Annotated in this window: 33 protein-coding genes; 1 reads left to right on the top strand and 32 read right to left on the bottom strand. The window is 54.4% G+C overall.

The window, feature by feature from the left end; genetic code table 11:
• Together AO726_RS20730 and AO726_RS20725 are read right to left on the bottom strand one after the other, a co-directional pair.
• On the bottom strand, positions 1-4,016 hold a 4,016-nt coding region (locus tag AO726_RS20730; protein WP_152987335.1), incomplete at its 3' end, for an Ig-like domain-containing protein.
• Between the two features lie 1,029 nt (positions 4,017-5,045).
• Positions 5,046-6,422 carry an MFS transporter gene (locus AO726_RS20725; RefSeq protein WP_058070011.1) on the bottom strand — a complete coding sequence of 459 codons (1,377 nt, stop codon included), beginning with the start codon at positions 6,420-6,422 and terminating at the stop codon, positions 5,046-5,048.
• Between the two features lie 193 nt (positions 6,423-6,615).
• Here AO726_RS20725 and uvrA point away from each other — a divergent pair, with 193 nt between their 5' ends.
• On the top strand, positions 6,616-9,450 hold the full coding sequence (gene uvrA, locus AO726_RS20720) for an excinuclease ABC subunit UvrA (RefSeq protein ID WP_058070013.1): 2,835 nt from the start codon (positions 6,616-6,618) through the stop codon (positions 9,448-9,450).
• Positions 9,451-9,486: 36 nt separating this feature from the next.
• Here uvrA and bfr read toward each other — a convergent pair whose 3' ends face one another.
• The 30 genes from bfr to AO726_RS20570 form a co-directional block, all read right to left on the bottom strand.
• Positions 9,487-9,951, bottom strand: coding sequence for a bacterioferritin (gene bfr / locus AO726_RS20715; protein WP_058070010.1), 465 nt, complete (start codon positions 9,949-9,951; stop codon positions 9,487-9,489).
• Positions 9,952-10,129: 178 nt separating this feature from the next.
• Positions 10,130-10,516: a 50S ribosomal protein L17 gene (rplQ, locus tag AO726_RS20710; RefSeq protein ID WP_010487018.1), complete on the bottom strand. Its 387-nt coding sequence runs from the start codon at positions 10,514-10,516 to the stop codon at positions 10,130-10,132.
• Between the two features lie 42 nt (positions 10,517-10,558).
• Complete coding sequence (locus AO726_RS20705) at positions 10,559-11,560, bottom strand: DNA-directed RNA polymerase subunit alpha (protein ID WP_058070009.1); 1,002 nt, start codon at positions 11,558-11,560, stop codon at positions 10,559-10,561.
• Positions 11,561-11,582: 22 nt separating this feature from the next.
• Positions 11,583-12,203: a 30S ribosomal protein S4 gene (gene rpsD, locus AO726_RS20700; RefSeq protein ID WP_058070008.1), complete on the bottom strand. Its 621-nt coding sequence runs from the start codon at positions 12,201-12,203 to the stop codon at positions 11,583-11,585.
• A gap of 17 nt (positions 12,204-12,220) precedes the next feature.
• Positions 12,221-12,610, bottom strand: a complete 390-nt coding sequence (gene rpsK / locus AO726_RS20695; RefSeq protein WP_013789773.1) for a 30S ribosomal protein S11 — start codon at positions 12,608-12,610, stop codon at positions 12,221-12,223.
• Between the two features lie 30 nt (positions 12,611-12,640).
• Positions 12,641-12,997 (bottom strand): 30S ribosomal protein S13, encoded by a 357-nt coding sequence (gene rpsM, locus AO726_RS20690; RefSeq protein ID WP_058070007.1) that lies wholly within the window; start codon positions 12,995-12,997, stop codon positions 12,641-12,643.
• A 132-nt stretch (positions 12,998-13,129) separates the two neighbouring features.
• Entirely contained in the window at positions 13,130-13,246 is a 117-nt protein-coding gene (gene rpmJ / locus AO726_RS20685) for a 50S ribosomal protein L36 (protein WP_011531897.1), read from the bottom strand.
• Between the two features lie 28 nt (positions 13,247-13,274).
• Positions 13,275-14,603 (bottom strand): preprotein translocase subunit SecY, encoded by a 1,329-nt coding sequence (gene secY / locus AO726_RS20680; protein ID WP_058070006.1) that lies wholly within the window; start codon positions 14,601-14,603, stop codon positions 13,275-13,277.
• Positions 14,604-15,038, bottom strand: coding sequence for a 50S ribosomal protein L15 (gene rplO / locus AO726_RS20675; RefSeq protein ID WP_058070005.1), 435 nt, complete (start codon positions 15,036-15,038; stop codon positions 14,604-14,606).
• 3 nt (positions 15,039-15,041) lie between these two features.
• Positions 15,042-15,221, bottom strand: coding sequence for a 50S ribosomal protein L30 (gene rpmD / locus AO726_RS20670; RefSeq protein ID WP_058070004.1), 180 nt, complete (start codon positions 15,219-15,221; stop codon positions 15,042-15,044).
• Positions 15,222-15,223: 2 nt separating this feature from the next.
• Positions 15,224-15,724: a 30S ribosomal protein S5 gene (gene rpsE, locus AO726_RS20665; protein ID WP_058070003.1), complete on the bottom strand. Its 501-nt coding sequence runs from the start codon at positions 15,722-15,724 to the stop codon at positions 15,224-15,226.
• 3 nt (positions 15,725-15,727) lie between these two features.
• Complete coding sequence (gene rplR / locus AO726_RS20660) at positions 15,728-16,078, bottom strand: 50S ribosomal protein L18 (RefSeq protein ID WP_058070002.1); 351 nt, start codon at positions 16,076-16,078, stop codon at positions 15,728-15,730.
• Between the two features lie 10 nt (positions 16,079-16,088).
• On the bottom strand, positions 16,089-16,622 hold the full coding sequence (rplF, locus tag AO726_RS20655) for a 50S ribosomal protein L6 (RefSeq protein ID WP_058070001.1): 534 nt from the start codon (positions 16,620-16,622) through the stop codon (positions 16,089-16,091).
• Positions 16,623-16,634: 12 nt separating this feature from the next.
• Positions 16,635-17,027 carry a 30S ribosomal protein S8 gene (gene rpsH, locus AO726_RS20650; protein ID WP_058070000.1) on the bottom strand — a complete coding sequence of 131 codons (393 nt, stop codon included), beginning with the start codon at positions 17,025-17,027 and terminating at the stop codon, positions 16,635-16,637.
• Positions 17,028-17,211: 184 nt separating this feature from the next.
• Positions 17,212-17,517 carry a 30S ribosomal protein S14 gene (rpsN, locus tag AO726_RS20645; RefSeq protein WP_058069999.1) on the bottom strand — a complete coding sequence of 102 codons (306 nt, stop codon included), beginning with the start codon at positions 17,515-17,517 and terminating at the stop codon, positions 17,212-17,214.
• A 14-nt stretch (positions 17,518-17,531) separates the two neighbouring features.
• Entirely contained in the window at positions 17,532-18,071 is a 540-nt protein-coding gene (rplE, locus tag AO726_RS20640) for a 50S ribosomal protein L5 (RefSeq protein WP_013789764.1), read from the bottom strand.
• Between the two features lie 20 nt (positions 18,072-18,091).
• Positions 18,092-18,406: a 50S ribosomal protein L24 gene (rplX, locus tag AO726_RS20635; RefSeq protein ID WP_058069998.1), complete on the bottom strand. Its 315-nt coding sequence runs from the start codon at positions 18,404-18,406 to the stop codon at positions 18,092-18,094.
• An 11-nt stretch (positions 18,407-18,417) separates the two neighbouring features.
• Positions 18,418-18,786, bottom strand: a complete 369-nt coding sequence (rplN, locus tag AO726_RS20630; RefSeq protein ID WP_003289207.1) for a 50S ribosomal protein L14 — start codon at positions 18,784-18,786, stop codon at positions 18,418-18,420.
• A gap of 23 nt (positions 18,787-18,809) precedes the next feature.
• Positions 18,810-19,076: a 30S ribosomal protein S17 gene (rpsQ, locus tag AO726_RS20625; RefSeq protein ID WP_058070012.1), complete on the bottom strand. Its 267-nt coding sequence runs from the start codon at positions 19,074-19,076 to the stop codon at positions 18,810-18,812.
• Positions 19,077-19,078: 2 nt separating this feature from the next.
• Positions 19,079-19,270 (bottom strand): 50S ribosomal protein L29, encoded by a 192-nt coding sequence (gene rpmC, locus AO726_RS20620; RefSeq protein WP_002555481.1) that lies wholly within the window; start codon positions 19,268-19,270, stop codon positions 19,079-19,081.
• Entirely contained in the window at positions 19,270-19,683 is a 414-nt protein-coding gene (rplP, locus tag AO726_RS20615; protein WP_058069997.1) for a 50S ribosomal protein L16, read from the bottom strand. The genes rpmC and rplP overlap by 1 nt, the downstream gene beginning before the upstream one ends.
• A gap of 12 nt (positions 19,684-19,695) precedes the next feature.
• On the bottom strand, positions 19,696-20,382 hold the full coding sequence (gene rpsC / locus AO726_RS20610) for a 30S ribosomal protein S3 (protein ID WP_058069996.1): 687 nt from the start codon (positions 20,380-20,382) through the stop codon (positions 19,696-19,698).
• Between the two features lie 13 nt (positions 20,383-20,395).
• Entirely contained in the window at positions 20,396-20,728 is a 333-nt protein-coding gene (gene rplV / locus AO726_RS20605) for a 50S ribosomal protein L22 (protein ID WP_003103908.1), read from the bottom strand.
• An 11-nt stretch (positions 20,729-20,739) separates the two neighbouring features.
• Positions 20,740-21,015 (bottom strand): 30S ribosomal protein S19, encoded by a 276-nt coding sequence (gene rpsS / locus AO726_RS20600; protein ID WP_010486981.1) that lies wholly within the window; start codon positions 21,013-21,015, stop codon positions 20,740-20,742.
• A 16-nt stretch (positions 21,016-21,031) separates the two neighbouring features.
• Positions 21,032-21,856: a 50S ribosomal protein L2 gene (rplB, locus tag AO726_RS20595; RefSeq protein ID WP_058069995.1), complete on the bottom strand. Its 825-nt coding sequence runs from the start codon at positions 21,854-21,856 to the stop codon at positions 21,032-21,034.
• 14 nt (positions 21,857-21,870) lie between these two features.
• Positions 21,871-22,170, bottom strand: coding sequence for a 50S ribosomal protein L23 (rplW, locus tag AO726_RS20590; RefSeq protein ID WP_058069994.1), 300 nt, complete (start codon positions 22,168-22,170; stop codon positions 21,871-21,873).
• On the bottom strand, positions 22,167-22,769 hold the full coding sequence (rplD, locus tag AO726_RS20585; RefSeq protein ID WP_058069993.1) for a 50S ribosomal protein L4: 603 nt from the start codon (positions 22,767-22,769) through the stop codon (positions 22,167-22,169). The genes rplW and rplD overlap by 4 nt, the downstream gene beginning before the upstream one ends.
• A gap of 12 nt (positions 22,770-22,781) precedes the next feature.
• Positions 22,782-23,417 (bottom strand): 50S ribosomal protein L3, encoded by a 636-nt coding sequence (rplC, locus tag AO726_RS20580; protein WP_058069992.1) that lies wholly within the window; start codon positions 23,415-23,417, stop codon positions 22,782-22,784.
• Between the two features lie 82 nt (positions 23,418-23,499).
• Positions 23,500-23,811 (bottom strand): 30S ribosomal protein S10, encoded by a 312-nt coding sequence (gene rpsJ, locus AO726_RS20575; RefSeq protein ID WP_013789756.1) that lies wholly within the window; start codon positions 23,809-23,811, stop codon positions 23,500-23,502.
• Between the two features lie 155 nt (positions 23,812-23,966).
• A partial coding sequence (locus tag AO726_RS20570; RefSeq protein ID WP_241492158.1) for an EF-Tu C-terminal domain-related protein occupies positions 23,967-24,542 on the bottom strand: 576 nt, incomplete at its 5' end.

Below are 24,542 nucleotides of genomic sequence, written 5' to 3'. Positions count from 1 at the left end.
AAGATCAGCGCTGGGTCGTTGGTTATAAAGTCATCCACCACGCCGCTGTCGTCAGTAATGGCATCGATAGTGACAGTGGTTGTAGATTCAGGCGGCGTTGTATCGATTTGCAGGGCTTGGCTGTCCGTTGCGCCCACGTTGCCCGCCACATCAATGACCCGCACATCCACGGTGTAATCACCGTCGGGCAGGGTTGTTGCGCTGTGGTCATAGCTCCAAGTGGTGCCGGATACGGTCACTTCAAACCAGGTTGTGCCGCCATCCAGGCTCAGCTCGACGCGCTCATCCGCCAACAGTTCTGCGCCCAAGCTTCCGCTGAAGATCAGCGCTGGGTCGTTGGTTATAAAGTCATCTGCGACGCCGCTGTCGTCAGTAATGGCATCGATAGTGACAGTGGTTGTAGATGCAGGCGGCGTTGTATCGATTTGCAGCGCTTGGCTATCGGTTGCGCCCACGTTACCCGCCACATCAATGACCCGCACATCAACGGTGTAATCACCGTCGGGTAAGGTCACTGCACTGTGGTCGTAGCTCCAAGTGGTGCCGGATACGCTGACTTCAAACCAGGTTGTGCCGCCATCCAGACTCAACTCGACGCGCTCACCAGTGACGAGCTCAGCCCCCAGACTCCCGCTGAAGATCAGCGCTGGGTCATTGGTAATAAAGTCATCTGCGACGCCGCTGTCGTCAGTAATGGCATCGATAGTGACAGTGGTTGTAGATTCAGGCGGCGTTGTATCGATTTGCAGGGCTTGGCTGTCCGTTGCGCCCACGTTGCCCGCCACATCGATGACCCGCACATCAATGGTGTAATCACCGTCGGGCAGGGTTGTTGCGCTGTGGTCATAGCTCCAAGTGGTGCCGGATACGGTGACTTCAAACCAAGTTACGCCGCCATCCAGACTCAACTCAACGCGCTCACCAGTAACGAGCTCAGCCCCCAGACTCCCGCTGAAGATCAGCGCTGGGTCATTGGTAATAAAGTCATCTGCGAGGCCGCTGTCATCAGTAATAGTGTCGATGGTGACAGTGGTTGTAGATTCAGGCGGCGTTGTATCGATTTGCAGGGCTTGGCTGTCCGTTGCGCCCACGTTGCCCGCCACATCAATGACCCGCACATCAATGGTGTAATCACCGTCGGGTAAGGTTGTTGCGCTGTGGTCATAGCTCCAAGTGGTGCCGGATACGCTGACCTCAAACCAGGTTGTACCGCCATCCAGGCTCAGCTCGACGCGCTCACCAGTGACGAGCTCAGCCCCCAGACTTCCGCTGAAGATCAGCGCTGGGTCGTTGGTTATAAAGTCATCTGCGACGCCGCTGTCATCAGTAATGGCATCGATAGTGACAGTGGTTGTAGATTCAGGCGGCGTTGTATCGATTTGCAGCGCTTGGCTATCGGTTGCGCCCACGTTGCCCGCCACATCGATTACCCGCACATCAATGGTGTAATCACCGTCAGGCAAGGTTGTTGCGCTGTGGTCATAGCTCCAAGTGGTACCGGATACGGTGACTTCAAACCAGGTTGCTCCGCCATCCAGGCTCAGCTCGACGCGCTCATCCGCCAACAGTTCTGCGCCCAAGCTTCCGCTGAAGATCAGCGCTGGGTCGTTGGTTATAAAGTCATCCACCACGCCGCTGTCGTCAGTAATGGCATCGATAGTGACAGTGGTTGTAGATTCAGGCGGCGTTGTATCGATTTGCAGGGCTTGGCTGTCCGTTGCGCCCACGTTGCCCGCCACATCAATGACCCGCACATCCACGGTGTAATCACCGTCAGGCAGGGTTGTTGCGCTGTGGTCGTAGCTCCAAGTGGTGCCGGAGACGGTGGCCTCAAACCAGGTTGTGCCGCCATCCAAGCTCAGCTCGACGCGCTCATCCGCCAACAGTTCTGCGCCCAAGCTTCCGCTGAAGATCAGCGCTGGGTCGTTGGTTATAAAGTCATCTGCGACGCCGCTGTCGTCAGTAATGGCATCGATAGTGACAGTGGTTGTAGATGCAGGCGGCGTTGTATCGATTTGCAGCGCTTGGCTATCGGTTGCGCCCACGTTACCCGCCACATCAATGACCCGCACTTCAACGGTGTAATTACCGTCGGGTAAGGTCACCGCGCTGTGGTCATAGCTCCAGCTCGTGCCGGAGACGGTGGCCTCAAACCAAGTTGCGCCGCCATCTAGACTCAGCTGCACACGCTCATCCGCCAGCAGTTCTGCGCCTAAACTGCCGCTAAAGATCAGGCTTGGATCATTGGTAATAAAGTCATCCACCGCTCCGCTGTCATCGGTGATTGAATCCAGGCTGACGGTAGTGGTAGAGGCAGGCGGTACTGTGTCAATTCGTACAAGCTGGCTGTCAGTGGCCCCTACGTTGCCGGCCACATCGATCACCCGTACATCAACAGTGTAATCACCGTCAGCCAGTGTCACAGCGCTGTGGTCATAACTCCAAGTGGCGCCAGAAACCGTGGCTTCAAACCAACTCAAACCACCATCCAGACTTAACTCGACACGCTCATCTGTCATCAGCGTGCCACCCAGGCTACCGCTAAAGATCAGACTTGGATCGTTGGTTATAAAGTCGCCCACTACGCCGCCGTCAACGGTGATGGCGTCCAAGCTAACGGTGGTTGTAGATGCAGGCGGCGTTGTATCGATTTGCAAGGCTTGGCTGTCAGTTGCGCCAACGTTGCCCGCCACATCGACCACCCGCACTTCAACGGTGTAATTACCGTCGGGTAAGGTCACCGCGCTGTGGTCATAGCTCCAGCTGGTACCGGAGACGCTGGCTTCAAACCAAGTTGCGCCGCCATCCAGACTCAGCTGCACACGTTCATCCGCCAGTAGTTCTGCGCCCAAACTGCCGTTGAAGATCAGGCTCGAGTCGCTGGTAATAAAATCCCCAACCACGCCGCTGTCAGTAGTAATCGAATTCAGGTTGACTGTGGTTGTAGCGGCTGGAGGTGTTGTATCGATCTGCAGGGTTTGACTATCGGTTTGCCCAACGTTGCCCGCAGTATCAATAACTCGCACAACCACGCTGTACTCACCATCGGCCAAGGTCACAGCGCGGTGGTCATAGCTCCAGGTAGTGCCGGAGACGCTGGCCTCAAACCAGGTGACACCACCATCCAAACTCACCTCCACACGCTCATCAGAGGCCAGCCTTGCCCCTAAACTACCGCTGAAAATCAGGCTGGAGTCGTTGGTGATGAAATCGCCTGCAGCGCCACTATCATCGGTAATGGTGTCTAAGCTGACAGTGGTCGCTGCAGATGGCGGCGTTGTATCAACCACAAACTCGTAGGTTGTTGGGGAGCTGGTTTGGCCGGAAGAGTCAGTCTGAACAACACTGACGGTATAGGGGCCGTCGGGAAGTGTAGAAGCGGTGTATGTCCAATTACCATTTGCGTCAGCAGTCACGGTGACTGGGGGATAATTAGAGATGGTTAATGTGATCGTGGCATTAGGGATTGCCCCAGAACCATAGAAAGTAGGTGTAGCGTCGTTGGTGACGGTGCCATTGGGCATTTCACCCACAACTGGACCAACGTCATCTACCACCGTAAATGGCGGTGGAGGCGGGACCGGTGCCTCATGATCAGAACCTCCGTCTCCACCGGAAGCCAGTAAAGCCACACCGCCTGCGCCTACGCCCAAGGCCAACAACCATGGAAGAACGCTGTCGTCCTCAATCAGTTCGTAGACTACGGCACGCTCATCCACACCATCATCAGCGGCCGATGTAAATGCGTTATCAAATTCGACTAAAAAACGCCCGCTCTGCTCAGAGAGAATCAGATTATTATTTACTGCACCGGCCGCAAAGAAGCCGTTAAGTTGCAACACCCTTCCATCCAAAAGTGTTATCGATAAATTGTCCCCACTGCGCATGTAGTTAGCAATTTCATCCTTCCCAACATTTAGAACAACGTTCGACGAAGGCGAGACGGAGTACTCTTTAGTATTAGTAATATCGACAGTTACTTCATGGTTACCGGAAATAGCTTTAGACGAGATCATGATTTCAGCTCCCTCTTATCCATGAATAAATCTAATTCGGACGCATAAATACTACCCGCACCCAGATTCATATCCGGAATGGATTAAATGCCAGACAAGTTACTACTCAACACACTTAATCCGAGGTTAGACGAGTATCCCAAGTCGTCAACGGTGAATGATTTGCAACAAAACTCAGCAATTAGCTCAGTTTAATATTTCGCCAAACACCTAATTTTTAAATGGACTTATAGTTATATTTTTTACAGAACCATAGTCCCAAATAAAGCCATTAATCGATGGACCATCATTATTAAAAGTTAATTAACAAAAAACCACCACTACAACATTTACTTTCTCAACCCACTCAAGACCAGAGCCATAAGAATAAAAATTGGGTGTGCGAGCCACTAATCACGCGAACTCAGGCAAACACCTAAAAAATGGCAAATTAGAATCAACCTTAAAAAAGACAGAAACACCTAAAACGTTCCGCAGGAATTAATTTTTGTAAACTCACAACCTCCTAAGAAAACATCAATTATTTTTCTTAAAAATATTCAAGTGGTCAGTTTGAAAATATGCTCAACCCACTATAAAAATAAATCTTTCAAGGCATCACAAAGCAGACACTCTTCTGCAATGATTAAGTTTCACGAAAAATTACCGACTATCTGAAACTCATGTCTCAACTAACGGTTGCCTCCCCTCACGCCATTAAAGAACAGCACAGCAGTGCCCACTCACGGCGCTGGCAGAAGGAGTAATTACAGATAGGAATGTTCTTGAATGCCCGATCCGAGCTGACCAGCTCGACAATATGGGTAAGGGGAGAGCCAAAATCTGATGTGTCTAAAGCATCACATTCCGACTAACACCAGCAGCAACTTAGCTCAGGTGCGCCAGTGTCTACCACGGCTAGAACAGTACCGCGGGTGAAGAATAAAGAAGGGAGCGGCATTCAGCTTAGAGACGCAACCCCATGTTTGGATCATCGCCCTGAAAAACCGCTCAAATTAAGCCTCATTAGCCAGTGGGTAGCAGAAACGATCAGGCCCCGCTAATGACCAGATCAAGCACCGTGCGATCCAGTTGCTGACTATCCACCTTGACATAGATAGCAGCCTCATCCTCCACCACCACAGCATCCGCTACACCTGGCACAGCCAGCACACGCGTGGTCAGCCCAGAGTCCCGCAGAGCCTCTGCAGAAAGCGGCAAACGCAGGCTTGTCACATACGGAGGCTCACGCATAGTGCCAGCGAATCCGAGCCAGAAGAGTGCCAGTACGGCACATCCGGAGAATACCCCGGACAAACCAAAATGCTGATACAGCCATCCGCCCAGAATGCCCCCCAAGGCTGCGCCTAAGAACTGACTAGTTGAGTAGATCCCCATCGCAGTGCCTTTACCGGCGGCCGGAGCGACCTTACTGATAAGAGAAGGCAGCGAGGCCTCAAGCAGGTTGAACGCCGTAAAGAACACAACCAGCCCCAATACCAGCGCCCGCAAACTGTTGCCAAACCACCAGAAGAACAGTTCACACAGCAGCATGACCGCAACAGCACCAAACACCGTCTGCTTCATCCGGCGTTTTTTCTCACCATAGATGATGAACGGCACCATACTGAAAAAGCCCACCAGCAACGCAGTGAGGTAAACCCACCAATGCTCCTCTTTCGGCAATCCTCCCTGCTCGACCAAAGCCAGCGGTATCGCTACAAAGCTAGCCATCAGTACAGCATGCAAGGTGAAAATGCCGAAATTCAGGCGCAACAAGTCGGGATGTTTAAGTGAAGGCAACAATGCCTGCGCAGCAACGCCTGACTCACGATGCTGCTGAGGCCCTGCCGAACGCGGCACCATGACGGCGACGATCAAAATCCCCAGCAAGGCCATACCTGCTGTTACCAGAAACAGTCCTGAAAGCCCGAAGGTACGGGTCAGCACCGGGCCAATAATCATCGCAGCCGCAAACGACAGACCGATACTCATACCAATCATGGCCATGGCCTTGGTGCGGTGCTGCTCACGCGTCAGGTCAGAAAGCAGCGCCATTACAGCCGCGGAAATCGCTCCAGCCCCCTGTAGAATTCGCCCTGCAATAACCCCCCAAATCGAGTCAGCCCCGGCCGCCAACAGACTGCCCGCCGCAAAAATCAGCAGCCCGGCATAGATAACCGGGCGACGCCCTACACGGTCACTGATCATGCCGAACGGAATCTGCAATAACGCCTGAGTCAAACCATAGGCACCAATGGCTAAGCCGATCAGTGCCGGCGTGCTGCCCTCAAGCCCCATGCCGTACGTGGCCAGAACTGGCAACACCATGAACATGCCGAGCATACGAAACGAGAAAACCAGCGCCAGGCCACTGGCAGCACGGGTTTCACTGCCGCTCATGCGCTCGTTGTGCGGATCGTGCATGAAATACGCCCTGTGAAAAATAGCCGGTGATTATAGAGCCTGTTCTACACAGTCCGCGAGTCATCCCGCCTCCAGACCGTTCGGAGCACTCACTGTCGACCACAGGTCATCAAGAGTCGACGCGCTTTGCCGCGTGGTCCGGACAAAACGTATAATTCAGAGTTTTCCCGCACGCCGAGCGAGGCCAGTGGTTGTGGACAAGATTTTGATTCGGGGTGCACGCACCCATAACCTGAAAAACATCGACCTGACACTTCCCCGCGACAAGCTGATCGTCATTACCGGTCTGTCAGGCTCAGGCAAGTCCTCACTGGCTTTCGACACCCTCTATGCGGAAGGCCAGCGCCGCTACGTTGAATCGCTGTCGGCCTACGCCCGCCAGTTCCTTTCGATGATGGAAAAACCGGACGTCGACACCATCGAGGGGCTCTCCCCTGCGATTTCCATCGAACAGAAGTCGACCTCCCATAACCCACGCTCAACGGTCGGCACCATCACCGAGATCTACGACTACCTGCGTCTGCTCTACGCCCGAGCAGGCACTCCACGCTGCCCGGACCATGACCTGCCGCTAGAGGCGCAAACCGTCAGCCAGATGGTGGACCAGGCACTCGCCCTCCCAGAGGGCAGCAAGCTGATGCTGCTGGCTCCGGTTATCCGCGAACGCAAAGGCGAGCACCTTGCCGTATTCGAAGAGCTTCGCGCCCAAGGCTTCGTCCGGGCTCGTGTGGATGGCAAAGTCTATGAACTGGACGAATTACCCAAGCTCGACAAGCAAAAAAAGCACAGCATCGATGTCGTAGTGGATCGTTTCAAAGTCCGTAGCGACCTGCAGCAACGCCTTGCCGAATCCTTCGAGACTGCAATCAAGCTAGCTGACGGCCTTGCCCTACTCGCCCCAATGGAAGGTGAGACAGGCGAAGAAATCATCTTCTCCGCACGCTTCGCCTGCCCGGTGTGCGGCCACTCGATCAGCGAGCTGGAACCCAAGCTGTTCTCCTTCAACAACCCTGCTGGCGCCTGCCCAACCTGCGATGGTCTGGGTGTAAAACAGTTCTTCGACACCAAACGACTGGTTAACGGCGAACTGACATTGGCGGAAGGTGCTATTCGCGGCTGGGACCGGCGCAACGTCTATTACTTCCAGATGCTTGGCTCACTGGCCGCGCACTATGGATTCAGCCTTGAAGTCCCGTTCGACGAACTCAGCGCTGAACATCAAAAATGCATTCTGTTCGGTAGCGGCAGCCAGAATGTCGACTTCAAGTACCTCAATGACCGCGGCGACATCGTCAAGCGCTCGCACCCATTCGAAGGTATCGTACCGAACCTGGAGCGACGCTACCGCGAGACTGAGTCCACCACAGTCCGCGAGGAACTGGCCAAGTTCCTGAGTACCCAGCCCTGCCCTGACTGCTGCGGCACCCGCCTGCGTCGTGAAGCAAGGCATGTGTGGGTCGGTGAAAAGAATCTGCCAGCCGTCACCGGTATGCCGATCGGCGATGCCATGGAGTACTTCGCCCAACTCAGCCTACCTGGACGACGCGGCGAAATTGCCGAGAAGATCCTTAAGGAAATCCGTGAGCGCTTGGAGTTTCTGGTCAACGTCGGTCTCGACTATCTGACACTGGATCGCAGCGCCGACACCCTGTCCGGCGGCGAGGCCCAACGTATTCGCCTAGCCAGTCAGATTGGCGCAGGCCTGGTCGGCGTCATGTATATCCTCGACGAACCCAGCATCGGCCTGCACCAACGCGACAACGAGCGCCTGTTGGGCACACTCAAGCACCTGCGCGACATTGGCAACACCGTAATCGTTGTTGAGCACGATGAAGACGCCATCCGCCTTGCAGACTACGTTGTCGACATCGGCCCGGGCGCGGGCGTGCACGGCGGCCAGATTGTGTCTCAGGGCACGCCCGATGAAGTCATGGCCGACCCGCAATCAGTCACGGGCGCTTACCTTTCCGGCAGGAAGAAAATAGCCGTACCGGCCGAACGCACCCCGCGCGACAAGAAAAAGCTGCTCAAACTCAAAGGGGCACGCGGCAACAACCTGCAAAAGGTCAATCTGGAAATCCCTGTCGGCCTGCTCACCTGCATCACCGGGGTTTCTGGCTCGGGCAAATCCACCCTGATCAACAACACCCTCTTCCCGATCACCGCTACGGCACTCAATGGCGCCACCACCCTCGAGGTTGCTCCTTACGACAGCTTTGACGGCCTGCAGCATCTAGACAAAGTGGTGGACATCGATCAGAGCCCAATTGGGCGCACACCCCGCTCCAACCCAGCAACCTACACCGGCATCTTTACCCCGGTGCGGGAGCTATTTGCTTCAGTGCCGGAGTCCCGCTCACGCGGCTACGGGCCTGGGCGTTTCTCGTTCAACGTCAAGGGCGGTCGCTGTGAAGCCTGTCAGGGAGACGGTCTGATCAAGGTTGAAATGCACTTCTTGCCAGACATCTACGTGCCTTGCGACGTGTGCAAGAGCAAGCGCTATAACCGCGAGACGCTGGAGATCAAATACAAGGGCAAAAACATCCACGAAGTGCTGGAAATGACCATCGAGGATGCTCGGGAATTCTTTGACGCGGTGCCCGCCCTTGCGCGCAAGCTGCAAACCCTGATGGATGTAGGACTGTCCTACATCAAGCTGGGGCAATCCGCGACAACCCTCTCCGGTGGAGAGGCACAGCGCGTTAAACTAAGTCGCGAGCTGAGTAAACGCGATACAGGAAAGACGTTGTACATTCTCGATGAACCCACTACAGGCCTGCACTTCGCTGACATTCAGCAACTTCTCGATGTCCTGCATCGCCTGCGTGACCACGGCAACACCGTGGTGGTGATTGAACACAACCTAGATGTGATTAAGACAGCCGATTGGCTGGTCGATCTCGGCCCTGAAGGCGGCTCCAAAGGCGGCCAGATCATCGCCTTTGGCACGCCAGAGGAAGTCGCGGACATGCCACAATCCCACACCGGGCATTTCCTGAAACCGCTGCTCGCGCGCGACAAAACCTGAGCGAATAAAAAGCCCCGGTTTTCCGGGGCTTTTTATTCACATCTGACTCTGCAGATAGTTCTCTAGACCGAGCTTATCGATCAAGCTCAACTGAGTCTCCAGCCAGTAGGCATGGTCCTCTTCGGTATCTTTAAGCTGAACCAGCAACATATCGCGACTCTGATAGTCGCCGTGCTTCTCGCACAAAGCGATCCCTTTGCTCAACGCCTCACGCACATGGTACTCAAGAGCGAGATCAAGCTTAAGCATCTCTGGCACCGTCTGCCCGAATACAAAAGCATCCGGAACCATATCAGGAGTGCCTTCAAGAAACAGGATGCGCTTGAGAATCGCATCCGCATGCTGAGTTTCTTCTTCCATTTCATGATTGATACGCTCATACAACTTGCTGAGCCCCCAATCCTCATAGAAGCGTGAGTGCACGAAATACTGATCACGGGCTGCAAGCTCTCCCTTAAGCAGCACCTTCAAATAGTCGATAACTTCATCGTGACCTTTCATTTCGGTCTCCCTACGCCAATGCATGGACTGTCATGCTGGAGTGGCACAATCCAGTACAGCACAACAGTTACAATCCTTACAGGATATCAAAAACCCTGAACTTAACAGGGGGACAAATCAACAAACATCAGACAATAAAAAACCGGGCCAGGGCCCGGTTTTTTAAACAACCTGCAACTTACTCAGCAGCTTCTACTGTGCCGCCGACCGGACGGTCAACCAGCTCAACATAAGCCATAGGAGCATTGTCGCCAGCGCGGAAACCGCACTTGAGGATACGCAGGTAACCGCCCTGACGGGTGGCGTAGCGCTTGCCCAGATCGTTGAACAGTTTGCCGACGATAGCTTTCGAACGAGTACGGTCGAAAGCCAGACGACGGTTAGCAACGCTGTCTTCTTTAGCCAAAGTGATCAGCGGCTCAGCAACACGACGCAGTTCTTTAGCTTTCGGCAGAGTAGTTTTGATCAGCTCATGCTCGAACAGCGAAACTGCCATGTTTTGGAACATGGCCTTGCGGTGTGCGCTGGTGCGGCTGAGGTGACGGCCACTTTTACGATGACGCATGGTTCAATTCCTTACCAAACTCACGTTCGGTGATGATGACGATCAGGCAGTAGCCTTATCGTCTTTCTTCAGACTTGCCGGCGGCCAGTTGTCGAGGCGCATACCGAGGGACAGACCACGAGAAGCCAGAACGTCCTTGATCTCAGTCAGGGATTTCTTGCCCAGGTTCGGGGTTTTCAACAGTTCTACTTCAGTGCGCTGAATCAGATCACCGATGTAGTAAATGTTTTCTGCCTTGAGGCAGTTAGCCGAACGTACAGTCAGTTCCAGGTCATCAACCGGACGCAACAGGATTGGATCGATCTCATCCTCCTGCTCAACAACCACAGGCTCGCTGTCACCTTTCAGGTCAACGAACGCTGCAAGCTGCTGCTGCAGGATGGTGGCGGCGCGGCGGATAGCCTCTTCCGGATCTAGAGTACCGTTGGTCTCCAGGTCGATCACCAGTTTGTCCAGGTTAGTACGCTGCTCGACACGAGCGTTTTCCACCACGTAAGAAACACGGCGTACAGGGCTGAAAGAAGCGTCAAGCTGCAAGCGACCAATGCTGCGGCTTTCATCTTCATCGCTCTGACGAGCGTCAGCCGGCTCATAGCCGCGACCACGAGCTACAGTGAGCTTCATGTTCAGCGAGCCAGTGCTGGCCAGGTTTGCAATAACGTGGTCGCCATTGACGATTTCAACATCGTGATCCAGCTGAATATCGGCAGCGGTTACTACACCCGAGCCCTTCTTCGCCAGAGTCAGAGTCACTTCGTCACGACCGTGCAGTTTCACAGCCAGACCTTTCAGGTTGAGCAGGATCTCAATAACGTCTTCCTGAACACCTTCGATGGCGCTGTACTCATGGAGTACACCATCAATCTCGGCCTCGACTACTGCACAGCCAGGCATGGAGGACAACAGGATGCGACGCAGCGCGTTGCCCAGGGTATGGCCAAAACCACGCTCGAGAGGCTCAAGCGTAATTTTCGCGCGGGTCGGACTGACCACCTGCACATCAATGTGACGGGGGGTCAGGAACTCATTTACCGAAATCTGCATGGATGCACCTATTTTCTAGCCCTTACTTGGAGTAGAGCTCGACAATCAGGCTTTCGTTGATGTCAGCGGAGAGGTCACTGCGAGCCGGAACGCTTTTGAAAACGCCAGACTTCTTATCAGTGTCAACTTCAACCCACTCAACGCGGCCACGCTGGGCACACAGCTCAAGAGCCTGAGCGATACGCAGCTGATTCTTCGATTTCTCACGAACTGCAACCACGTCACCAGCTTTAACCTGGTAGGACGGGATGTTTACAGTCTTACCGTTAACTGTGATCGACTTGTGCGATACCAGCTGACGGGACTCGGCACGAGTGGAGCCGAAACCCATACGATAAACGACGTTATCCAGACGGCACTCGAGCAGTTGCAGCAGGTTCTCACCAGTAGCGCCTTTCTGACCGGCAGCTTGCTTGTAGTAACCGCTGAATTGACGCTCAAGTACGCCATAGATGCGACGGACTTTTTGCTTCTCACGCAGCTGGGTGCCGTAGTCGGACTGACGGCCACGGCGCTGACCGTGGATACCTGGGGCTGCTTCGATGTTGCACTTAGATTCCAGAGCGCGTACGCCGCTCTTCAGGAACAGATCAGTGCCTTCACGACGAGACAGTTTGCATTTGGGACCAATGTAACGAGCCATTTCTCACTGTCTCCTGATTACACGCGACGCTTCTTCGAAGGACGGCACCCGTTATGCGGGATTGGCGTCACATCGGTGATGCTGGCGATCTTGTAGCCGCAGCCGTTCAATGCACGGACAGCAGACTCGCGACCTGGGCCTGGACCCTTGACGTTAACGTCGAGGTTTTTCAGGCCATATTCCAGCGCAGCTTGACCAGCACGCTCAGCAGCCACCTGGGCAGCGAACGGGGTGCTTTTACGCGAACCGCGGAAACCTGAACCACCGGAGGTAGCCCAAGACAGAGCGTTGCCCTGACGGTCAGTGATGGTCACGATAGTATTGTTGAAAGAAGCGTGGATGTGGGCGATGCCATCAACCACCGTCTTTTTGACTTTTTTACGAGTACGAGCAGCAGGTTTTGCCATGACTAGATTCCTGTCGATGCGCGAATGCGATTACTTGCGGATCGGCTTGCGCGGACCCTTACGGGTACGAGCGTTGGTCTTGGTGCGCTGACCGCGAACCGGAAGACCGCGACGATGACGCAGACCACGGTAGCAACCCAGGTCCATCAAGCGCTTGATTTTCATGTTTACTTCACGACGCAGGTCGCCTTCGGTATTCACCTTGGCTACTTCGCCACGCAGCTGCTCAATCTGCTCGTCAGAGAGATCTTTGATTTTTGCTGCCGGGTTTACACCGGTAGCAGCACAGATTTTCTGTGCAGTGGTGCGACCAACACCGTAGATGTAGGTCAGCGAGATAACAGTGTGCTTGTTATCCGGAATGTTAACGCCTGCAATACGGGCCATTCAGTGGAACTCCAATTGACAGCTACCTACGCCCCGGAAGCCAAGAAATAGGGCGCGAGATATTAGCGCTGTAAAAACAAATAATCAACCCGGCAGCACACTAGCTGCCGGGCTTAATCGCTTGTATCACACTCAGCCTTGGCGCTGCTTGTGACGCGGTTCTGCGCTGCAGATCACTCGCACGATACCTTCGCGACGAATGATTTTGCAGTTGCGGCACAGTTTTTTCACCGATGCACGAACTTTCATTACCAACTCCTCGAACCTTATGGACACATCAGCGGAGCATGCCGCCGCCGTAGCCCTTCAGGTTAGCTTTCTTCATCAGGGATTCGTACTGGTGCGAAACGAGGTGCGATTGTACTTGGGACATAAAGTCCATCACAACCACAACAACGATCAGCAGCGAAGTCCCGCCAAGATAGAACGGTACGTTGGCAGCTACCACCAGGAACTGGGGCAGCAAGCATACGGCCGTCATGTACAGAGCACCGAACATGGTCAAGCGGGTCAACACGCCATCGATATAGCGCGCCGATTGCTCGCCGGGACGGATACCCGGAATAAAGGCACCGGACTTCTTCAGGTTTTCCGCTACATCTTTCGGGTTGAACATCAACGCTGTGTAGAAGAAGCAGAAGAACACGATCCCTACACTAAACAGCAGAATGTTCAACGGCTGACCAGGAGCGATAGCCTGTGAAATATCCTGCAGCCAGCCCATACCTTCGGACTGACCAAACCAGGCACCCAGCGAAGCCGGGAACAACAGAAGGCTGCTGGCGAAAATGGCAGGGATAACACCCGCCATGTTCACCTTCAACGGCAAGTGGCTAGTCTGCGCAGCAAAAACCTTACGACCCTGCTGACGCTTGGCATAGTGCACCGCAATACGACGCTGACCACGCTCAATGAACACCACAAAACCGATAATCGCTACTGCCAGCAAACCGATGGCAATCAGGGCAAAAATATTGATATCACCCTGACGAGCAGACTCGAAAGACTGCCCAATTGCCGACGGCAGACCGGCCACGATGCCAGCAAAAATCAGCATCGAAATACCGTTGCCAACACCACGCTCAGTGATCTGTTCGCCGAGCCACATCATGAACATCGCGCCCGCCACAAAAGTGGTGACCGCCACGAAGTGGAAGCCGAAATCGACTGAAAACGCTACGCCCTGACTACCCAAGCCCACGGACATACCGATTGCTTGAACAATTGCCAGGACGAGGGTGCCGTAGCGGGTGTACTGGCTAATCTTGCGACGGCCAGCTTCACCTTCCTTCTTCAACTGTTCCAGCTGCGGGCTGACAGCAGTCATGAGCTGCATGATGATCGAGGCCGAAATGTACGGCATGATCCCCAGTGCAAAAATACTCATGCGCTCCAGCGCGCCGCCAGAAAACATGTTGAAAAGGCTAAGAATGGTCCCCTCATTCTGTCTGAACAGATCCGCCAGACGGTCTGGGTTAATACCAGGAACTGGGATGTGTGCACCAATTCGATAGACGATGATCGCCATCAACAGAAAGCGCAAACGAGCCCAGAGCTCGGATAACCCGCCATTGCTGAGCGCTGAGAGAGCACCTTGCTTAGCCATTTATTCCTCGAACTTACCGCCAGCTGCTTCGATAGCCGCACGCGCACCTTTGGTGGCTGCGATACCTTTCAGGGTGACTGCCTGAGTAACTTCACCGGACAGCATCACTTTAACGCGCTGTACGTTTTGGTTGATCAGGTTGGCATCCTTCAGCGACTGCAGAGTAACAACGCCGCCTTCGATCTTGTTCAGCTCGGAAGTACGCACTTCTGCGCGATCCATAGCTTTCAGAGAAACGAAACCGAACTTCGGCAGGCGACGGTGCAGAGGCTGTTGACCACCCTCGAAGCCCGGAGCAATGGAACCACCGGAACGGGAGGTCTGACCTTTGTGACCACGGCCACCAGTCTTACCCAGACCGCTACCGATACCACGGCCCGGACGGTGCTTCTCGCGACGGGAACCCGGCGCAGGACTCAAATCGTTCAGGTACATGTATTAACCCTCCACACGGAGAAGGTAGTAAGCCTTGTTGATCATGCCGCGGTTTTCCGGAGTATCCAGAACCTCAACGGTATGATTGATGCGACGCAGGCCAAGACCTTTGACGCAGGCTTTGTGGTTAGCCAGACGGCCATTGGTGCTCTTGATCAGAGTCACTTTGATGGTGTTAGCCATGATCAGAGAATCTCCTCGACGCTCTTGCCACGCTTGGCTGCAACGGAAGCCGGCGACTGCATGGACTTCAGACCATTGAAGGTGGCGTAAACCACGTTCACTGGGTTAGTCGAGCCGTAGCACTTAGCCAGAACGTTCTGCACGCCAGCCACTTCCAGAACAGCACGCATCGCACCACCGGCGATAATGCCGGTACCTTCAGATGCAGGCTGCATGAACACTTTGGAAGCGCCATGAGCGGACTTCATTGCGTACTGCAGAGTGGTGCCGTTAAGGTCCACTTGGATCATGTTGCGACGAGCAGCTTCCATCGCCTTCTGGATGGCAGCCGGTACTTCACGGGACTTGCCACGGCCGAAACCGACGCGACCTTTACCATCACCCACTACAGTCAGAGCAGTGAAAGTGAAGATACGGCCACCCTTAACGGTTTTAGCTACGCGGTTAACCTGTACCAGCTTCTCGATATAGCCTTCGTCGCGCTTTTGGTCGTTATTTGCCATAACTTAGAACTCCAGCCCGCCTTCACGAGCAGCATCAGCCAGCGCTTTAACGCGGCCGTGGTACTTGAAGCCAGAACGGTCGAATGCAACCTGAGTCACACCAGCGGCTTTCGCACGCTCGGCAACCAGCTCACCAACTTTCTTGGCCGCGTCAACGTTGCCAGTGGCGCCGTCACGCAGTGCTTTGTCCAAGGTAGAGGCGCTGGCCAGAACCTTGCCGCCGTCGGCCGAAATGACCTGGGCGTAGATGTGCTGCGAAGAGCGGTACACGCACAGACGCACGGTTTCGAGTTCGTGCATTTTCAGGCGTGCTTTGCGAGCGCGACGCAGTCGAGTAACTTTTTTGTCGGTCATTTGCTATGCCCTACTTCTTCTTGGCTTCTTTACGGCGGACGACTTCGTCTGCGTAACGAACACCTTTGCCCTTGTAAGGTTCAGGACGACGGAAGTCACGGATTTCCGCTGCGACCTGACCAACCAGTTGCTTGTCGATACCCTTGAGCACGATTTCAGTCTGGTTCGGGGTTTCTGCTACTACACCTTCCGGCAACTCATAGTCGATCGGATGGGAGAAGCCGAGAGCGAGGTTCAGCACTTGACCTTTTGCTTGGGCCTTGTAACCAACACCTACCAGCTGCAGCTTACGCTCAAAGCCAGCGCTAACACCGATCACCATGTTGTTGACCAGCGCGCGAGTGGTACCGGCCATCGCACGAGTCTGCTGGTCGCCGTTGCGAGCAGCAAAACGCAGCTCACCAGCTTCCTGCACGATCTCAACGGACGAGTGAACATTCAGTTCAAGAGTACCCTTGGCACCCTTAACCGAAAGCTGCTGACCGGCGAGTTTAACTTCAACGCCTGCTGGCAGCTTAACGGGGTTCTTAGCAACGCGAGACATGCTTATCCCCCCTTAGAACACTGTGCAAAGCACTTCGCCGCCGACACCGGCAGCGCGCGCAGCGCGGTCCGTCATCACACCTTTGTTGGTGGAGACGATGGAAACACCGAGACCGCCACGTACTTTCGGCAGTTCTTCGACGGATTTGTATTGGCGAAGGCCTGGACGGCTCACGCGCTTAACTTCTTCGATAACCGGACGGCCTTCGAAGTACTTCAGCTCGATGGACAGCTGCGGCTTAACATCACCGCTGATCTGATAACCCGCAATATAACCTTCGTCTTTGAGAACTTTGGCTACAGCCACCTTCAGTGTGGAAGACGGCATGCTTACGACGGACTTTTCAGCCATCTGGGCATTACGGATACGAGTTAGCATGTCCGCTAACGGGTCCTGCATACTCATGGGCTAGACGCTCCTGATACAAAAAGAATTAGCCTTTCGGCTACAGTCGCTGAATTCCGGGGACATTTACCCCAGGCTCAGGCGAGCCGAGCATTCTAGAGACTGATCAAAAATGAATCAAGCCCCAATCGGGGCCTGATTCGCAGATAAAACAAAGCCGGCGCTAAGCCGGCTTTGTTTTTTATTACCAGCTGGCTTTAACCAGACCTGGTACATCACCACGCATTGCAGCTTCGCGCAGCTTGATACGGGACAGACCGAACTTGCGGAATACGCCGTGCGGACGACCGGTAACGCGGCAGCGGTTACGCAGGCGGGATGCGCTAGCATCACGCGGCTGCTTCTGCAGTGCGATTTGTGCAGCCCAACGCTCTTCAGGAGTTGCATTCTGATTGGCGATGGTAGCTTTCAGCTCGGCACGCTTTTTGGCGTACTTGGCTACCGTTTGCTGACGCTTCAGCTCGCGGTTTTTCATGCTGGTTTTAGCCATGTTCCAAACTCCAATCAGTTGCGGAACGGGAATTTGAAAGCACGCAGCAGAGCGCGGCCTTCGTCATCCGTACGAGCGGTGGTGGTCAGAGTGATGTCCAGACCACGCAGAGCATCGATCTTGTCGTAATCGATTTCCGGGAAGATGATCTGCTCTTTCACACCCATGCTGTAGTTGCCACGACCGTCGAAGGACTTGGCATTCAGGCCGCGGAAGTCACGTACGCGCGGCAGGGAGATGGACAGCAGACGATCCAGGAACTCGTACATACGCTCGCGGCGCAGAGTCACTTTGACGCCAATCGGCCAACCTTCACGAACCTTGAAGCCTGCAATCGACTTACGGGCATGAGTCACAACGACTTTCTGACCGGTGATCTTTTCCAGGTCGGCAACAGCGTTCTCGATGACTTTCTTGTCACCGATTGCTTCGCCCAGGCCCATATTCAGGGTGATCTTGGTGATGCGCGGAACTTCCATCACGTTAGCGAGCTTAAGTTCTTCCTTAAGCTTCGGCGCGATTTCTTTCCGGTAAATCTCTTTTAGTCGTGCCATGGTCTTCTACCTAGCAGTGTTCAAGCATCAACCGCTTTTTGGGTCGACTTGAAGACACGAATTTTTTTACCGTCTTCAACTTTGAAGCCAACGCGATCAGCCTTGTTGGTTTCGCTGTTGAAAATGGCCACGTTAGAAGCGTGCAGAGGCGCTTCTTTCTCGACGATACCGCCCTGAACGCCCGACATTGGGTTCGGCTTGGTATGGCGCTTCACGAGGTTAACCCCACCGACGACCAGACGGTCGTCAGCGAGAACCTTGAGAACCTTGCCACGCTTACCTTTGTCTTTGCCGGCGATCACGATGATCTCGTCGTCACGACGAATCTTTTGCATGTCGGATCTCCTTACAGCACTTCAGGTGCGAGCGAGACGATCTTCATGAACTTCTCAGAGCGAAGTTCACGAGTCACTGGCCCAAAAATACGGGTGCCGATCGGCTCTTGCTTGTTGTTCAGCAGAACAGCAGCGTTGCCATCAAAGCGAATGATCGAGCCATCCGGACGGCGAACGCCGTGACGGGTACGGACTACAACAGCAGTCATTACCTGGCCTTTTTTCACCTTACCGCGCGGAATTGCTTCCTTAACGGTAACCTTGATGATGTCGCCGATGCCGGCGTAGCGGCGATGCGAGCCACCCAGCACCTTGATACACATAACGCGACGAGCACCGCTGTTATCAGCGACGTCGAGCATGGATTGAGTCTGAATCATATAATTTCTCCGACCCCTAGTCCTTAGACTTCCACTGCGCGTTCGATGATTTCAACCAGTGCCCAAGACTTGGTCTTGGCCAGCGGACGGGTTTCACGGATGGAAACCTTGTCGCCGATCTTGCTCTGATTGTTCTCGTCGTGCGCGTGCAGCTTGGTCGAACGCTTAACGTATTTACCGTAGATCGGGTGCTTAACGCGACGCTCGATCAGAACGGTGATGGTCTTGTCCATCTTGTCGCTGACAACACGGCCGGTCAGCGTACGGACTGTTTTTTCGGCTTCAGCCATGATCACTTACCTGCCTGCTGGTTGAGCACAGTTTTCACACGAGCGATATCGCGTTTAACTTGCGAGAGCAGGTGAGACTGCCCCAACTGGCCAGTTGCTTTCTGCATGCGCAGATTGAACTGGTCGCGCAGCAGGCCGAGCAGTTGCTCGTTCAGCTGCTGTGCTGATTTTTCACGAAGTTCATTCGCTTTCATCACATCACCGTCCGCTTAACAAAGGTGGTGGCGAGCGGCAGCTTTGCAGCAGCCAAGGCGAAAGCCTCACGCGCCAGCTCTTCGGAAACACCCTCGATTTCATACAGAACTTTGCCTGGCTGAATCTGGGCAACCCAATATTCCACGCCACCCTTACCTTTACCCATCCGCACTTCGAGAGGCTTCTTGGTTACCGGCTTGTCAGGGAACACGCGAATCCAGATTTTGCCGCCACGTTTAACGTGACGAGTCAGAGCACGGCGAGCGGACTCAATCTGGCGGGCGGTGAGACGACCGCGGGAAACAGACTTCAGCGCGAACTCGCCGAAGCTGACTTTGCTACCGCGCTGAGCCAGACCACGGTTGTGGCCTGTCATCTGCTTGCGGAACTTCGTACGCTTTGGTTGCAACATTTGGCGTACCCCTTACTTAGCAGCTTTTTTACGAGGAGCAGGTGCTTGCGGCTTCAGCTCTTCATGGCGACCACCAATAACTTCGCCTTTGAAGATCCAAACCTTGACACCGATCACACCGTAAGTGGTGTGAGCCTCGTACGTGGCATAGTCGATATCGGCACGCAGGGTGTGCAGAGGCACACGACCTTCGCGATACCATTCGGTACGTGCGATTTCAGCACCACCGAGACGACCGCTCACCTGGATTTTGATGCCCTTGGCACCGATACGCATGGCGTTCTGTACAGCGCGCTTCATAGCGCGACGGAACATTACGCGGCGCTCCAGCTGCTGAGCTACGCTCTGAGCAACCAGCATACCGTCGAGCTCCGGCTTGCGGATCTCTTCGATATTGATGTGCACCGGCACACCCATTTGCTTGGTCAGGTCCTGACGCAGTTTCTCAACATCTTCACCTTTCTTGCCAATCACAATACCTGGACGAGCGGTGTGGATGGTGATGCGTGCAGTTTGCGCCGGACGAGCAATGTCGATGCGGCTTACGGACGCGCTTTTTAGTTTGTCTTGGAGATACTCACGCACTTTCAGATCTGCGAACAGGTAGTCCGCGTAAGTGCGACCGTCTGCGTACCAGACGGAGGTATGATCCTTGACGATTCCCAGGCGAATGCCAGTGGGATGTACTTTCTGACCCATCTGATCGACTCCGTTACTTGTCCGCAACCTTGACAGTGATATGGCAAGACCGCTTGACGATGCGATCAGCGCGGCCCTTGGCACGCGGCATGATGCGCTTCAGCGAACGCCCCTCGTTGACGAAAACGGTGCTGACCTTCAGGTCATCAACGTCTGCGCCTTCGTTGTGCTCGGCGTTGGCTACAGCCGACTCCAGCACTTTCTTCATGATCTCGGCTGCTTTCTTACTGCTGAAAGCAAGCAGGTTGAGCGCTTCGCCCACCTTCTTCCCGCGGATCTGGTCGGCGACCAAGCGGGCTTTCTGGGCGGAGATGCGAGCGCCCGACAACTTAGCGGCTACTTCCATTTCCTCACCCCTTAACGCTTGGCTTTCTTGTCAGCCACGTGACCACGATAGGTACGAGTGCCGGCAAATTCGCCCAGTTTATGACCAACCATGTCTTCGTTCACGAGAACCGGGACATGCTGACGGCCGTTGTGTACAGCGATGGTCAGACCAACCATCTGCGGCAGGATCATGGAACGGCGCGACCAGGTTTTAACTGGTTTGCGATCGTTCTTTTCCACCGCCACTTCGATCTTCTTAAGTAGGTGAAGATCAATAAAAGGACCTTTTTTCAGAGAACGTGGCACTGTCGTATCCCTCTATTTACTTGCGACGACGGACGATCATGTTATCGGTGCGCTTGTTCGCACGGGTCTTCGCGCCCTTAGTCGGGAAGCCCCATGGAGACACCGGATGACGACCACCAGAGGTACGACCTTCACCACCACCATGCGGGTGGTCAACCGGGTTCATGGCAACACCACGAACGGTTGGGCGAACGCCACGCCAGCGTTTGGCACCAGCTTTACCCAGCGATCGCAGGCTGTGCTCGGAGTTCGAGACTTCACCCAGGGTCGCGCGGCACTCAGCAAGCACTTTACGCATCTCACCGGAACGCAGACGCAGAGTAACGTAGACGCCTTCACGAGCGATCAGCTGAGCCGAAGCACCAGCGGAACGAGCGATCTGAGCACCTTTACCCGGCTTCAGCTCGATACCGTGAACAGTGCTACCTACTGGAATGTTACGCAGCGGCAGGCTGTTACCCGGCTTGATCGGAGCCATGATGCCAGCAATCAGCTGGTCGCCAGCACTCACACCTTTCGGAGCGATGATGTAACGACGCTCGCCATCGGCATATTTCAGCAGAGCGATGTGCGCAGTACGGTTCGGATCGTATTCCACACGCTCAACAGTGGCAGGAATGCCATCTTTGTCGTTGCGACGGAAATCGACCAGACGGTAATGCTGCTTGTGACCACCACCGATATGACGGGTAGTGATACGACCGTTGTTGTTACGACCGCCAGATTTCGACTTCTTCTCGAGCAGCGGAGCGTACGGAGCGCCTTTGTGCAGCTCCTGATTGACCACCTTGACCACAAAACGGCGGCCAGCGGAAGTCGGTTTGCATTTAACGATTGCCATGATGCACCCCTTCCTTACTCAGCACTGCTGGCGAAATCGAGATCTTGGCCTGGCTGAAGGGAAATGATCGCCTTCTTCCAGTCGTTGCGCTTGCCCAGGCCACGAGCTGTACGCTTGGTCTTACCCAGAACATTCTGAGTAGTCACGCGCTCAACTTTGACGCCGAACAGGCTTTCAACAGCCTTCTTGATTTCCAGCTTGGTTGCGTCAGTCGCAACCTTGAAAACGAACTGACTTTTCTTGTCAGCGAGAACTGTGGCCTTCTCGGAGATGTGCGGGCCAAGCAGCACTTTAAATACGCGTTCCTGGTTCATCCCAGCAGCTCCTCGAATTTCTTCACGGCAGAAACGGTGACCAGCACCTTTTCATACGCGATCAGGCTGACCGGATCAGAACCCTGTACGTCACGTACATCTACGTGCGGCAGGTTGCGTGCAGCCAGGTACAGATTCTCGTCAACAGAATCCGAAACGATCAGTACGTCATTCAGACCCAGACCGTTCAGTTTGCTCAGCAGTTCTTTGGTTTTCGGCGCTTGCACGCTGAAATCTTCAACAACTACCAGACGATCGCTGCGAACAAGCTCAGACAGAATCGAACGGATAGCCGCGCGATACATCTTTTTGTTCAGCTTCTGATCGTGATTTTGCGGACGAGCAGCGAAGGTCACACCACCGCCACGCCAGATTGGACCGCGAGTAGTACCAGCACGAGCACGACCAGTACCCTTCTGACGCCATGGGCGCTTACCGCCACCTGCTACGTCGGAACGAGACTTCTGCTGCTTGCTGCCCTGACGACCACCAGCCATGTAGGCTACAACTGCTTGGTGAACCAGGGTCTCGTTGTATGCGCCGCCGAAAGTGGCTTCAGATACTTCGATCGCTTGAGCGCCATTTACATTTAATTGCATGTCAGCTTCCCCTTAACCGCGAGCCTTGACTGCCGGACGCACAACCACGTTGCCGCCAGTAGCGCCCGGAACGGCACCTTTGATCAGCAGCAGATTGCGTTCAGCGTCGACGCGCACAACTTCCAGGGACTGCACAGTCACACGCTCAGCACCCAAGTGGCCGGACATTTTCTTGCCCTTGAATACGCGACCTGGAGTCTGGCACTGGCCGATAGAACCCGGAACGCGGTGAGACACGGAGTTACCGTGGGTGTTGTCTTGGCCGCGGAAGTTCCAACGCTTGATGGTACCGGCAAAGCCTTTACCTTTGGACTGACCGGTGACATCCACCAGTTGACCAGCTTGGAAGATTTCAGCGTTGATCAGATCACCAGCCTGGTATTCGCCGTCTTCAAGACGGAATTCCAGAACTGCACGACCTGCCGCGACATTCGCCTTAGCGAAGTGACCGGCTTGCGCCTTGCTGACACGAGAAGCACGACGCTCACCGACAGTGACTTGCACTGCACGATAGCCATCGGACTCTTCAGTTTTGAACTGAGTGACGCGATTCGGCTCGATCTCGATGACCGTAACCGGAATGGAGACACCTTCTTCGGTGAAAATGCGGGTCATGCCGCACTTACGACCGACTACACCAATAGTCATGTTTAAACCTCATGAGTGTACGGGGCTTTCACCCGCTATGGCCGCCCATTTCAGAGCGTTACACGACGAAAACCTTGCGGTTTTAGCCGAGGCTGATCTGCACTTCCACGCCTGCCGCAAGGTCGAGCTTCATCAGCGCGTCAACGGTTTTATCCGTTGGCTGGACAATGTCCAGAACACGCTTATGAGTACGGATCTCGTACTGATCACGCGCGTCTTTGTTGACGTGCGGGGAAGTCAGTACAGTGAACCGCTCTTTGCGGGTAGGCAGAGGAATCGGACCACGCACCTGAGCACCAGTACGTTTCGCGGTTTCCACGATTTCCTGGGTTGATTGATCGATCAGGCGATGGTCAAAAGCCTTCAACCGAATACGGATTTGTTGGTTTTGCATTTTGACCTCAGATTCCAAGCTGCTATTCCCAACGGACGGAATACGCCCGTTAAAAGGAGGCGTGATTCTATAGACGCCCCTGGAAAGTGTCAACCCAATAAAAAAGCCCCCGCAAGCGGGGGCTTTTCAAACCATCAATTTATCTCAAAAAGAGATTACTCGATGATCTTGGCAACAACGCCCGCACCAACGGTACGGCCACCCTCACGGATAGCGAAGCGCAGGCCTTCTTCCATTGCGATGGTCTTGATCAGAGTGACAGTCATCTGAATGTTGTCACCCGGCATTACCATCTCAACGCCTTCCGGCAGTTCGCAGTTACCAGTTACGTCAGTAGTACGGAAGTAGAACTGAGGACGGTAGCCTTTGAAGAAAGGAGTATGACGACCACCTTCTTCTTTGCTCAGCACGTAAACTTCTGCAGTGAACTTGGTGTGAGGCTTAACAGAACCCGGCTTAACCAGAACCTGACCACGCTCAACTTCGTCACGCTTAGTACCACGCAGCAGAACACCACAGTTCTCACCAGCACGGCCTTCGTCCAGCAGCTTGCGGAACATTTCAACGCCGGTGCAGGTAGTCTTGGTGGTGTCACGCAGACCAACGATTTCGATCTCTTCCTGAACCTTAACGATACCACGCTCGATACGGCCAGTTACTACAGTACCGCGACCAGAGATGGAGAATACGTCTTCGATCGGCATCAGGAACGGCTTGTCGATAGCACGCTC

The organism is Pseudomonas sp. TTU2014-080ASC (assembly GCF_001446935.1).
Taxonomy (GTDB): domain Bacteria; phylum Pseudomonadota; class Gammaproteobacteria; order Pseudomonadales; family Pseudomonadaceae; genus Aquipseudomonas.
Note: the sequence above shows the minus strand (reverse complement) of the source record. Positions and strands in the feature narration are given on the sequence as shown.